The organism is Rhizobium leguminosarum, assembly GCF_010668065.1.
Taxonomy (GTDB): domain Bacteria; phylum Pseudomonadota; class Alphaproteobacteria; order Rhizobiales; family Rhizobiaceae; genus Rhizobium; species Rhizobium leguminosarum_S.
Window position 1 is genome coordinate 159,686 of record NZ_WUEN01000012.1, and the last position, 12,307, is coordinate 171,992.

Annotated in this window: 10 protein-coding genes; 3 read left to right on the forward strand and 7 right to left on the reverse strand. The window is 61.0% G+C overall.

The window, feature by feature from the left end; translation table 11 throughout:
• Positions 1-180: 180 nt before the first annotated feature.
• Positions 181-1,287, reverse strand: a complete 1,107-nt coding sequence (locus GR198_RS36170) for a methyl-accepting chemotaxis protein (RefSeq protein WP_164069822.1) — start codon at positions 1,285-1,287, stop codon at positions 181-183.
• Between the two features lie 347 nt (positions 1,288-1,634).
• Here GR198_RS36170 and GR198_RS27300 point away from each other — a divergent pair, with 347 nt between their 5' ends.
• Both GR198_RS27300 and GR198_RS27305 read left to right on the forward strand, forming a co-directional pair.
• Complete coding sequence (locus GR198_RS27300; RefSeq protein ID WP_164036757.1) at positions 1,635-2,573, forward strand: DMT family transporter; 939 nt, start codon at positions 1,635-1,637, stop codon at positions 2,571-2,573.
• Between the two features lie 245 nt (positions 2,574-2,818).
• Positions 2,819-3,691 carry a hypothetical protein gene (locus GR198_RS27305; protein ID WP_164054414.1) on the forward strand — a complete coding sequence of 291 codons (873 nt, stop codon included), beginning with the start codon at positions 2,819-2,821 and terminating at the stop codon, positions 3,689-3,691.
• Here the strand turns inward: GR198_RS27305 and GR198_RS35555 are convergent, their stop codons facing one another.
• From GR198_RS35555 to GR198_RS27330, 6 genes are all read right to left on the reverse strand, one after another.
• A complete protein-coding gene (locus GR198_RS35555; protein ID WP_204337243.1) occupies positions 3,692-3,850 on the reverse strand; it encodes a hypothetical protein in 159 nt (52 codons plus the stop codon).
• Between the two features lie 44 nt (positions 3,851-3,894).
• Entirely contained in the window at positions 3,895-4,086 is a 192-nt protein-coding gene (locus tag GR198_RS27310; RefSeq protein WP_003546802.1) for a hypothetical protein, read from the reverse strand.
• Between the two features lie 131 nt (positions 4,087-4,217).
• On the reverse strand, positions 4,218-5,120 hold the full coding sequence (locus GR198_RS27315) for a uracil-DNA glycosylase (RefSeq protein ID WP_029875243.1): 903 nt from the start codon (positions 5,118-5,120) through the stop codon (positions 4,218-4,220).
• A 69-nt stretch (positions 5,121-5,189) separates the two neighbouring features.
• A complete protein-coding gene (locus GR198_RS27320; protein ID WP_164069823.1) occupies positions 5,190-6,482 on the reverse strand; it encodes an Hsp70 family protein in 1,293 nt (430 codons plus the stop codon).
• A 219-nt stretch (positions 6,483-6,701) separates the two neighbouring features.
• Positions 6,702-9,818: an efflux RND transporter permease subunit gene (locus GR198_RS27325; protein WP_164069824.1), complete on the reverse strand. Its 3,117-nt coding sequence runs from the start codon at positions 9,816-9,818 to the stop codon at positions 6,702-6,704.
• Complete coding sequence (locus tag GR198_RS27330; RefSeq protein ID WP_164069825.1) at positions 9,815-11,137, reverse strand: efflux RND transporter periplasmic adaptor subunit; 1,323 nt, start codon at positions 11,135-11,137, stop codon at positions 9,815-9,817. Before GR198_RS27330 ends, GR198_RS27325 begins: the two co-directional genes overlap by 4 nt.
• 289 nt (positions 11,138-11,426) lie before the next feature.
• Here GR198_RS27330 and GR198_RS27335 point away from each other — a divergent pair, with 289 nt between their 5' ends.
• Positions 11,427-12,305: an aminoglycoside phosphotransferase family protein gene (locus tag GR198_RS27335; protein ID WP_164069826.1), complete on the forward strand. Its 879-nt coding sequence runs from the start codon at positions 11,427-11,429 to the stop codon at positions 12,303-12,305.
• Positions 12,306-12,307 lie beyond the last annotated feature (2 nt).

Sequence of the window (12,307 nt, forward strand, 5' to 3'; positions counted from 1 at the left end):
CTGAAGACCGTTATTTGATAACCGTGGAATACAGAGGCGGGCGCACTCTGCCATAAATTTTGCCGGGAATGATTACATTAAAGTCTGAACTAAACTTAAAGCAAATTGCCCGCGAACACCAAGTTCGCGGGCAAAATATCTTATTGGACATGGATAAACGCCACCGGCGCGAGATGGGCGCTACCTCAGGTTGAGAGTAGCCTTGATCGTCGCGTCGTTTTCCGTCTGCTGCACGACGACGCCGTACCAGCCGAGCCCGTCGTAATCCTCGTAGCCGAGAGTGCGCGCGAAGGCGACGATCGAGCCGTTATTGTCGTAATAGCTGCCTTTCGCCTGACCGGACGGATTGGCGAGCGCAAAATGGGAAAAGAGCAAGGCGGGATTGGTGGTGGCGATCACCCGGCTCTTGCCGTCGAGCAGCATGACCGTCGTTTTTTCCGCCAGCTGCGGTGGCAGGTTCGCCTCTTTCTCGACGATCGCCTGGCCCTGGTTCTGCCAGTCGAAATAGACGCCGAGTGTGCCGACCAGCCGCCCGTCGAGCTTGCCCTCTTCGCGGATGCCTGTGGCATAAACGAGCGCATGCCTGGCGTCGTGGAGCGGGCTCGCTTTGACATCATCGACGATATAAGCGTCGCCGGAGGAGCAGGCCGACGCCGCGCGGAACCATGGATCGCCGGCAAGGCTCGTGCCTGCGATCTTGCGCTGGAACTTGGGATTGGCGGATGCGACCACCTTGCCAGAGAGATCGGTCATGACGAGATCGAGATACACGGTGTAGAAGCGGTTGATGGCGCCGAGACGCTCCGCCGCAAAGGCGACGGTTTCCCGGCCCGGGTTCTGCAGCGCCTGCCAGAGCGCCGGGTCCGTCGCCCACCAGCGCACATCGGCCGTGCGCTCGAAGAGATTGCGGACGATGAGCTGCACCAGCGTCTGCGCCAGATCGGTGAGGCGAACGCCCTCCATCTCCTCGACCAGCGAATCGGCCATGGCGCGGCTGAGGCCGATGCGGCCGAGCACGTTGCTCTCGAACCTGCCGGTGATATCGGTTGCGATCTGCGCCAGCCGCTGCACCTCGTTGGCAACGACGGCAAAGCCCTTTCCGGTCTCGCCGGCCCTGGCCGCCTCGATCAGCGCATTGATCGCCAGCAGCTTGATCTGCTTGACGATATGAGTGTTGTCGGCGCTGAAGTGCTCGAGGTCGGTGCTGATGCCGTCGGTGACGACGCGCATGGAGCGCGGGGTCGCATTCTGCGACTGGGCAATGGTTTCGGCGCTAAGCGGCTTCATCAAATGGGATCCTGAAAGGAGCGGGCAATTGTTTGTGCGGTGAAGAAAATTTCGAGATCAGCGATAAAAAACGATGCTTGCCTATGGTTTTCAATTGGTTAACGGTCAGCCTCGCGAAATGAACATTTTCGGGGTGAATGGCTCAAAAGGGGAAATTTCAGAGCGGTGGCGCATAAGCAGCACGGTTGAGCCTGCCGCTGACGACGTTTTCGTGATTCTCTCAAGTTGCTTGCGGTTTTTTCGCCAATCGGGTTTTTCTTTCGCTACGATGGGTGACGTCACCTGCTGCGTTCCCGAGTCGAACGCGTCTCCCCGTTCCGGTTAAGTCAGTATCAAGAGCCAGGATCATGCACTCGGTTCTCAGAAACCCGATGAGAGGCATTGCGCTGAAAGTCTCGTCGGTCGTGGTCTTCCTGGCCATGCAGACCTTCATCAAGCTGGCGGGCTCAGACATCCCGCCGGGGCAGGTCACCTTCTGCAGGTCGTTCTTCGCGCTTTTCCCGATCATGGCCTATCTGGCCTATAACAGGCAGCTGCGCGCCGCCTTCTACACGGCCAATCCAATCGGTCACCTGAAGCGCGGCACGATCGGCATCTTGTCGATGGCTTTCGGTTTCTACGGCCTGCTGCATCTGCCGCTGCCGGAGGCGATTGCGCTCGGTTACGCGTTGCCGCTCGTCGCCGTCATCTTCGCCGCCGTTTTTCTCGGCGAGACCGTGCGCATCTATCGCTGGAGCGCCGTCCTAGTCGGCATCGTCGGCGTCGCCATCGTTTCCTGGCCGAAACTCACGCTGTTTCGCGACGGCGGCATGGAAGCAGAACAGGCCGTCGGCGCGCTCTGCGTGCTGCTCTCGGCCGTTCTCGGCGGCGTGGCGATGATCCAGGTGCGCCGCCTCGTCGAGGAAGAGAAGACGGCGACGATCGTGCTCTATTTCTCGATCACCGCCTCGGTCTTCTCGCTGGCTTCTCTTCCCTTCGGCTGGCTCATCCTGGCATGGCCGACGGCGCTCTATTTGATCGCCGCCGGTTTTTGCGGCGGCGTCGCGCAGATCCTGCTGACGGAAAGTTACCGCCACGCCGACGTCTCCACCATCGCGCCGTTCGAATATACCTCGATCCTGCTCGGCGGCATTGTCGCCTACTTCGTCTTCGGCGACGTGCCGAGCGTGACCATGCTGATCGGCACCGTCATCGTCGCCGCCGCCGGCATCTTCATCATCTATCGCGAGCATCAGCTGGGCATCGAGCAGAGAGAGGCGCGCAAGGCCACGACGCCGCAAGCCTGACGCCTGCAAGCGCATGTCTATCAAGGTTTTAACGCAGGGATTGCGGCGGCTTGAAACTTGCGCTCAAAGAGTGAAAAGAATGGTGAATTCTTGGGATACCGTCGGCCTGCGGAATATGATTGTTGAACATGAGAGAGTATCATTTATTCCAAACTGTGCATGTCTGAATGGCCGCTGATGCCGGAGGAGCTCTCGGTGTCGTTGCTCCGAACGCCGGCCGGCGAGCGGGGGTGGAGAAAAGCATAATGGCATTCACAGCGGAGCAATTGGTGGGGAACTCTTCCTTTCTGATGAGCATTCGCTTTTTGGCTGGGCAGATGCGCGGCATGTTCGATGCCGGTCCACGGCTGGCGCGACTGCTCGCCTCGCATCAACGCTGGCTTCTGACCCAGACTGCCTATGCCCTCCACCTGGAATATGATCCGCGCGACCCGACGTCGGGTTTCACCGCCGTGCGGCTGACCGGGCGCATCACCGCGCACAAGGTAGCGAGTCGCAACACCGTGCTCGCTTTCATCGAAGAACTCTATACCTACCGCTTCATAACCCACACGCCCGGCGACGAGCGGCGGCGGCCACGTCATTTCGAACCGGCCGACGTCAGCCATCAGGGAATGTTTGCCTGGCTTTTCTCCAATCTCGGCGCGCTCGACCTGCTCGACGGCGGTCAAAGGGCCGCCTTTTTCCAGGCAAATCCATCGCTGATGCGGCTCATTCAGCCGCGCATTGCCCGCCATTGCCTCGAAGATGCCGCCTGGCGCGAACCGCCGGAGCAGGTGGCGCTGTTCCTCTGGACGGAAGCCGGCGGCCTCGTCGTCGACAACTTCATCGGCCGGATGGATATGGAAAGCAGCGAGCCGGGGCGGCTGTCCGTCGGCCGTGTCGAAACCCGTGCGCTTGCTGCCGATTTCATGATGTCGCGCACGCACCTGCAGCGGCTGCTGGCAAAAGCGGCGCAACGCGGCTGCGTCGGCTGGCAGGACGAGCCGCGCAAGACGCACCTATGGATATCGCGGGATTTCGTTGAGGAATACTGCGCCTGGCAGGCTGTCAAGTTCGCCTATGTCGACGAAGCCTTCGAATGGGCGAAGGCCCAGATCGAGGAGATGGCTATTTGATCAGAGAACGATCGCCGCTGTACCTGCGCCATTGCGCGTGCCGGCATCGGCTGGCTTGACCGAGAGCTCGCGCTCATATTCCCGCGCGGCGCAGACCGCGACGCGGATGTGCTCGAAGGTTTCGATGTTGCGCAGAAGCGATATCAGGGTCGTTGACATGTTGGGTACTCTTGACACGAAAGGGCAGGCGAAGAGCCTGCCGCTCAATATTGCTGGAAGTCCGAAAAAATGGCGTTCGGGCGCGCCGTACGGCTGTTGATGCCGGTGCCGCGGGCAATCATCTGTTCGTTCGTGGCAAAGCCAAAACGGCTGTAGCCTTGAGTGGAACGAACCTGGTCGCCGGCAAGGCGAAGGGTTTCAAACCCGCTATGGATAGGACGAAAACGCTTGTTCATGGCCTTGGTTCCTGTGATTCCTCCCAAGACACAGCTGATATTGCGATGCAGCATAGATTCCGCAATGCGTCACGGCGGGATGCAGCCATGCGAAAAACGCATGGATTGATTCACAAATTATTCAACTTTGGCTAATTTCTAAGCAAAGAGAGGGACTTAAGCTTCGCCTGAAAAGCCAGAAGGTCATTCCAGGCCAGCCGCTTGTTTACAGGTGCGGTTAACAGATCCTGCGGATGCAGGCTGGCTATGGCAGGAATGACACAGTCCCCAGCCGCAATCTCCTTCCAACGGCCACGCAACCCGTGAATCGTATCGTTTTCGCCGAAGAAGAAACGCGCCGAAAAATTGCCGAGCAGCAGGATCGCCTTCGGTTCGGCAAGCGCGATCTGCCGCTCGATGAAGGGGCGGCAGATGTCCATTTCCGCCGCCGAGGGCGCACGATTGCCAGGTGGTCGCCAGGGGATGACCTGCGTCAACAGAATGGCTGAGCGCGTCAGCCCGATCGCCGCAAGCATCTTGTCGAACAACTGGCCGGATTTTCCCGAGAATGGCATGCCCTCGCGATCGTCTTCGGCGCTCGGTGCCGAGCCGATCACCATGATCCCGCTTTCGGCATCGCCGCTGGCAAAGATGGTCGAGCGGGCGCTGTGCTTGAGGTTGCAGCCGTTGAAGGCTTCGATCGCGGTCTTGAGCTCGACGAGCGATCGCGCGGTTTCGGCGACGAAGCGCGCCTGCTGCACCGCCTCGCCATCCGGGATTGCCGGTTGCGGACCGGATGCTGCGCGTTCGGCAGGCGCTGGGCGTGCCGCTGCATTCGGGCGCACCTGTGCCTGACCTGGGGCAGGGCGTTCCCCAGCGGCGGGACGTTGCTGCTGCGCCTGTGCCGCCGCCGGACGGCGGGCGGCCTTCATCGCCTCGAATTCGGCGAAGCGGTCGATCGCCTCTTCCTCCAGCAGCCATTCCACACCGGCATCGGCATGGAAATGCAGAAGCGCTGCGAGCTCGGCTGGGGAAAGGTCGTTGGCGGAGATCATGCGGGCAAGCTTAGCGGAGTGACCGGGGCATTGAAAGGGCGGGCGGCCGATTGCCCGACCTTGCCGGCTCTATTGCGCAGTCCATTGCGCGATGTCGTCGCGTTCGCCGATCAGCGCCAGGCCATGGGCGATCGACAACAGCTCGCCGCCGCTTTCGATCCGGTCGCGCTCGAAGCGTTCGGTAAAGATGCGGCGCACCGCCGGCACGAAGGAGGTGCCGCCGGTCAGGAACACCTTGTCGATCTCCGCAGGCTTCGTCTCGGTCTTGTCGAGCACGTCATCGAGCGCGCCTTCGATGCGGGCGAGATCATCGGCGATCCAGCCTTCGAAGTCGCTCCGCTTGATGCTGCGATGTCCGCTGCGGCCAAGCGGCGCGAAATCGAAAGGCGCCTCCTCGGATGCCGAGAGCGCCATCTTCGTCGCCGACACCGCCTGATAGAGCGGGTAGCCCTCGTCATGATCGATGAGGTCGATGAAGATTTCGAGCTTTTCCGGTTCCAGGCTGGTGCGCACCAGCTTCTTCAGATCCTCGAATTCGCGCGTCGTCTTGAAGATCGACAGCTGGTTCCAGCGGCCGAAGCTGGAATAGTAGTTGGACGGCACTTCGAGGATCTTGTCGAAGCTTTTGAAATGGCTGCCCTTGCCGATCAGCGGCGCGACGATGTTGTCGATCATCCTGTAGTCGAAATGGTCGCCGGCGACGCCGACGCCTGAATGGCCGATCGGCGTTGCCGTCAGCTTGCCGGCGACGGTCTCGAAGCGGATCAGCGAATAGTCGGTCGTACCGCCGCCGAAATCGGCGACCAGCACGGTGGCATCCTGCTTGAGGTTCTGCGCGAAATAGAAGGCGGCGGCGACCGGCTCGTAGACATAGTGGATTTCGGGAAAGCCGAAGCGCGACAGCGCCGCGTTGTAGCGCTCGGTCGCCAGCGCCGGATCGGGGCTGGCGCCGGCAAAATGCACCGGCCGGCCGGTGACGATGCGACCGACATCCGAAGGCCAGTTGTCGCCCGCATAGTTGCGCAGGCGCCGCACGAAGATCTCCATCAGATCCTCGAAATTATGCCGCTTGGCGAAAATTAGCGTGCCCTGGAACAGCGCACTTGCCGCAAAGGTCTTGATCGATTGCAGGAAGCGACATTCGCCGGGATTGTCGATGAATTGGCGGATCGCCGCATGGCCTGCTTCCACCTTCAGCGCCGAAGCGCCGAGCTGGGCATCCTTCATGAAGGAAAGCGCCGTGCGCATGCTGTCGGCCGTACCCTCCGTGCTCGTGAACGCCATCGAGCGCGTCGCGCCGCCATCCGCCATGGCGAGAACCGTATTCGTCGTGCCGAAGTCGAAACCCAGCGCCTGAGCCATGCCCGCACCTCTTCATGCCGATTGTTATTGGAGACGGAGCATCGCTCCGCAAAGGACGTGAGGACGCCCCGAATTCAGGAGGGCGGGTGATGCCACAGGGGCGTGACACATTCAAGAGGAGCGGAAGTTGATGTGATCGCGGGCGCACTTCTTCTCCCGGTTAGAAGAAGAAGTGCGCCGCAAGGGTCAATCGGCAATGCCGAATTCAGAGGGCCGTCATCACTCGGCGGCCATTGCCCTTGCCTCTTCCAGCTCCGGCTCCACGACCTTCGTGTGGCCGATCAGACGGCCGAGGAGGTTTCCGAAGCGGTCCATCTCGACGAAAATGACCGGGGTGATGAACAGCGTCAGCATCTGCGAGACGATCAGGCCGCCGACGACGGCGATGCCGAGCGGCTGGCGCAGCTCCGAACTTGCGCCGGTGCCGAGCGCGATCGGCAGGGCGCCGAGCAGGGCGCAGAAGGTCGTCATCATGATTGGCCGGAAGCGCCGCACGCAGGCCTCGTGGATCGCCACCGTCGCCTTTTCGCCGGTCGTGCGCATGGTCTCCACCGCCACGTCGATCATCATGATCGCGTTCTTCTTGACGATGCCGATCAGCATCAGCAGGCCGATAAGGGCGATGATCGACAGGTCGAAACCCATGATCTTTAGCGCCAGCAGCGCACCGAATGCCGCCGCAGGCAAACCGGAGAGAATGGTGAGCGGGTGGATGAAGCTCTCGTAGAGCACGCCGAGCACGACATAGATGGTCAGCACCGCCGCCAGGATGAGGTATGGCGTATTGCCCTGAGATTGCTCGAAGATCTGCGCTGTACCGCCATAGGAGGTGAAGACGTCGGCCGGCATGCTCATTTCCGTCTTGATCTGGTCGATTGCTGCCGTCGCGTCGCTGAGCGAGACGCCTTCCGGCAGGTTGAAGGAAACGGTGGTCGAGACGAGCTGGCCCGTCTGGTTGATTGTCACAGGGCCGACCGTGCGCTCGACATGCGCGAAGTTTGAAAGCGGCACCAGGCTGCCATTGGCCGAGGCGACACGGATTTCCGAGAGCTTCTGGTCGTCCCAGGGCTTGCTGGTGTCATATTCGACGATGACGTCGTAGCTGTCGCCGGTCGACTGGATTTCCGCCGCTGCATATCCGCTGAAGGATTCCTGCAGCGTCGTGCGCAGCGTGTCATTGTCGATCCCGTAGGCGGAGGCCCGCTCGGTATCGATGACGATATTGGCCTGCAGGGCGTTGTTCTGCGCGTCCGACGTCACGTCCGTGAAGAGGCGATCCTTGCGCATCGCCGCCTGGATCTTGCCGGCCCAGAGGTTGGTCTGGTCGGCGTTCAGTGCCTGCACCACCAGCTGATATTGGCTGGCCGTCTGGCGACCGCCGAAGCGCAGGCTCTGGTTCGGCGTCACGAAGGCCTGCAATCCGGGGATCTTGTTGATCGCCGTGCGCAGTTCGCGCAGCGTCTGGTCAAGCGGCGGACGTTCCTTCTTGTCCTTGAGTTCGACGAACATCGAGCCGTTGTTCTGCGGTTTGTTGGGGTTGCCGCCGATCGTCGACATCACATGGTTGACCGCTGGGTTCGCCTTGACGACGGCTGCCGCCTGCTGCTGCAGCGCCGCCATGGCGGAATAGGAAATGTCCTGCCGGGCCTGCGTGCTGATCGTCAGGCGGCCGATATCCTCCTGTGGGAAGAAGCTTGTCGGCAGCGTCATGAAGAAATAGATCGTCAGTGCCACCGAGGCGAGGAAAACGCCGAGGATCGTGGGGCGGTGGCGAAGGCACCAGCCGACAGCCCTGTCATAGCCGCGCAGCGTCCGTTCGAAGCCGGCATCGAAGATGCGGATGATGAGCGGCGGGCGGCTCTGGTGGTTGGACAGACGCGAGGCGAGCATCGGCGTCACGGTCAGCGAGACGATCGCCGACGAGATGATGGCGATGGCAACCACCATGCCGAATTCGTTGAACACCCGGCCGACAACGCCGCCCATCAGCAGGATTGGGATGAAGACCGCGATGAGCGAAACCGACATGGAAATGATGGTGTAGCTGACTTCGCCCGCACCCTTGATCGCCGCTTCTCGCACCGGCATGCCTTCCTCGACATGGCGCAGGATGTTCTCGAGCATGACGATGGCATCATCCACCACGAGCCCCACCGCGAGCGTTAGCCCGAGCAGCGAGATGTTGTCGATACTGTAGCCCAGCACATACATCATGCCGAAGGTCGAGATCAGCGACAGCGGAACGGCAAGCCCGGGAATGATCGTTGCGGTCGCATGGCCGGTAAAGAGGTAGATGACGAGAACGACGAGGCCGATCGTGAGCAGCAGCGTGAACTTCACGTCGGAGATGGCATCGCGAATCGGCTTTGCGGCGTCATTCATGACGACCGTGTTGACGGAGGGCGGGATTTCGGCGTGAAGCTGCGGCAGCTTGGCGTTGATCGCATCGACGACATCGACCGTGTTGGCATCCGGCTGGCGCTGGATGGCGAGGATGATGCCGCGTTGGCCGTCGTACCAGCTGCCGGTGTACTGATTCTCGACACTGTCTTGCACATCGGCAATATCGCCGAGGTGGATCGGCGCGCCGTTCGGATTGGCAATGACGAGCGAACGGAATTGTTCGGCGCTGGTGCGCTGCGTGTTCGCCGTGATGGTCATGCTCTGCGAGTTGTTCTGCAGCGTTCCCACGGGCTGCTGGCTGTTGGCGGCAGCAAGCGCCTTGTTGACGGTGTCGATGCCGATGCCGCGGGTCAAAAGCTTGTTGGGATCGACCTCGACGCGCACGGCATAGGTCTGCGCACCGTAGACGCTGACCTGGGCAACGCCGGGAAGCGTCGAAAGCGACGGCGAGATGATGTTCTCGGCGATGTCGTCAAGCTTGCTGCGCGGCATGGTGTTGCTCTGCACCGAGAGCAGCATGACAGGCGCATCGGCCGGGTTCGTCTTGCGATAACTCGGCGGCGTCGTCAGATTGTCGGGCAGTTGCCGGGTGGCATGCGAAATCGCGGCCTGCACGTCGGCTGCGGCCGCATCGATATTACGACTGAGGTCGAACTGCAGCACGATGCTGGTGCTGCCGAGCGAACTGGAGGCGCTGATTTCGGTGATCCCGGGAATGGTCTCGAACTGCTTGATCAGCGGCGTTGAAACCGAGGTCGCCATCGTCTGCGGCGAGGCGCCGCTCAACTGCGCCGAAACGTTGATGGTGGGAAAGTCGACCTGCGGTAGCGCTGCGACGGGTACGAGCTGATAACCGGCAAGACCGGCCAGAATGACGCCGATCGCAAGCAGCGTCGTCGCGACCGGGCGCTGGATACAGAAATTCGGGATCATTGCTGAGCTCCCACCGCGATTGTCTCGGAGGGCTGCTGTTGCCGAGGCTCTTCGGCGGAGGCGACATCAAGCGCCTTTTCGTCGAACTGCTCGTTGATCGCCTGCTGGTCGTTGAGCTGGCCCTGGCCCTCGACGACGACGTGATCGCCTGCCTGAAGACCTGATTCTATGGCGGTGAAGCCGCCATTTGCGCGGGCAACGGTAACGGCCGTCAGATGCGATTTGCCATCCTTGGCGACGAAGGCGAAGAAGCCCTCCGGGCCGGGGCTGACGGCAACCGTCGGCACCACTACCTGCTGTTCGTCATTGTTGAAATGCACGACGATGTTGACCGACTGGCCGGGCCAGAGCGCGCCGGAGGCATTCTCGAATTTCGCCTTGGCAAGGATTGTGCCCGAGGCGGTGTCGACCGTATTGTCGTAGAAGCTGATCTCACCCTTTCGCACTTGCCCCTTGGTGGAATTGGGGGCGGTGCTGACCTCGACCGGACCGCCTGCCAGAGCGCTCTTCAGCTCCCGCAGGTAGCGTTCCTGCAGGTGGAATTTCACATAGATCGGATCGTATTTCGCAATAGTGACGATTGCCGCGCCGGCGCTGAGGAAAGCGCCCTTGCTGACAACAATATCGCCGAGCCGGCCGTCGAAGGGAGCGCGGATGTCGGTGTGCTCGAGCAAGATCTGATCGGAGGCCAGCGAAGCCTTGTCGACGTCAACAGTGGCTGCGGCGGTATCGCGGGCGGCGACCGCCTGGTCGAGGCTCTGCTGAGTACCGGCCTTCTGGTTGAAGAGATCCTGCGCGCGCGTCAATGCGGTCTCGGCTTCCGAAAGGGTTGCCGCGTCGCGCACGATCATCGCATTGTCCTTGTCGACGGTGGCCTTGGCCGTCCGGTCGTCCAGCTTGGCGATCAGGTCGCCGGCTTTCACAGTCGCCCCATCCTGCGCATCGATGCTGACGATCAGGCCCTGTTCCTGTGCGGCAATGGTCGTGTTGTCATCGGCATCGGCCCAGCCGGTCGCCGTCACATCCATCGGCAGCGTCGTTTTCACGGCTGCGACGGTCTTGACGACGGTTGGGCCGCCGCCGCCGCGTCTGCGCCCGCCGCCCTGATGTTGGCCACCATCCTGCCCCTGATTGGCTTGCGCCTGATTGGCCTGCTGATCGGCCTGTGCCTGCTGCCCGCCGCCATTGCCGTCGGCCGGCTGCTTGATGAACTGCGAGATGTAAGGAATTCGGGAGGCATAAGGGATCATATTCCCGAATTGCCAGACGCCGATGGCGGCAATTGCGATAACGCTGACGGTGATCCAAAATTTCTTCATGAGCGAGAACCGGTCTTGAGCAAGGTTGCAAATTTTATGCTCTGATTGAGCTGCTTATATTGCGGCGCAAAAAAGACATAATTCCCGGTGCGCGATCACTAAGTGGTTATAACGGCTTAAAATTTTGTAATGAATATTCCGTAATATTCAAACTATACTAATATAGAGCCAGTGTAATCCGATGCCGTCCGACGGCGGCGGCGAGGGTGGTTCGCCCGGCAACGATGCCGACCCGTATGCCGTCCATCGCGCGGGAAGAACGCGGAAAAACCAGAGAAGGCAGGTCGTCATGACCGAGTTGGACGCCAGCGAGTTTCGCTCTCTCATAACAAGCATATTTCCTGAACTCACGGCCTCCGTCTTCAAGCTGGCGGCGAAGGGCTGGGATTCGCTTGCCGTCGACGTCGATGACACGTTGATCTTCAAGTTTCCCCGCGATTCGAGTGCGGAAAGAGCGCTTGTGAAGGAAGCCGCCTTGCTCGATGTCGTTCGGCCGTCGCTGTCGATGGCGGTTCCCGACATGCGCATTCACGACGGGCCGCCGATCTTCTCCAGCCATGCCAAGCTCTACGGCGAACATCTCATTGCCGAAGATTACGATGCGCTTGGCGAAGGCGATCGTCAGCACCTCGCGGAAGATCTCGCGCGTTTTTACGCCGAGCTGCATGTGCTCGATGCCGATCGCATACGGTCCGCCGGTGCCGGGGCTATCCAGCCATGGCAATCGCCCGAGACGGTACGAACCAAGGCTTTGCCGCTGCTGCCGCCTGACATCAGGAGTTTTGCGCAGGCCATTATTTCGGATTTCGAAGCCTTGCCGCCCGACCCCTACGGCAACATCTACGGCTTCTTCGACGGTCATGGCTGGAACATGGCCTTCGACCATGCGCAAAGGAGGCTGAACGGCATCTATGATTTCGCCGATTCAGGCTTCGGCCCGCTGCACCAGGAATTCATCTACTCGAACTTCATCTCGCCCGATCTGACCGCGCGCATCATATCGGCCTATGAAATGCTGACCGGACGCAGGCTCGACCGGCGCCGCGTTGCGATCCTGACCGGCTTCCATCGTCTGTCCGAGCTCGCCGAACTTGCGGACGATCCGGCTAACGTCGAACAGATGATCCGAAGTGCGGCGACATGGGCGGCGGCAGCCCGCGTCGGCTGAGA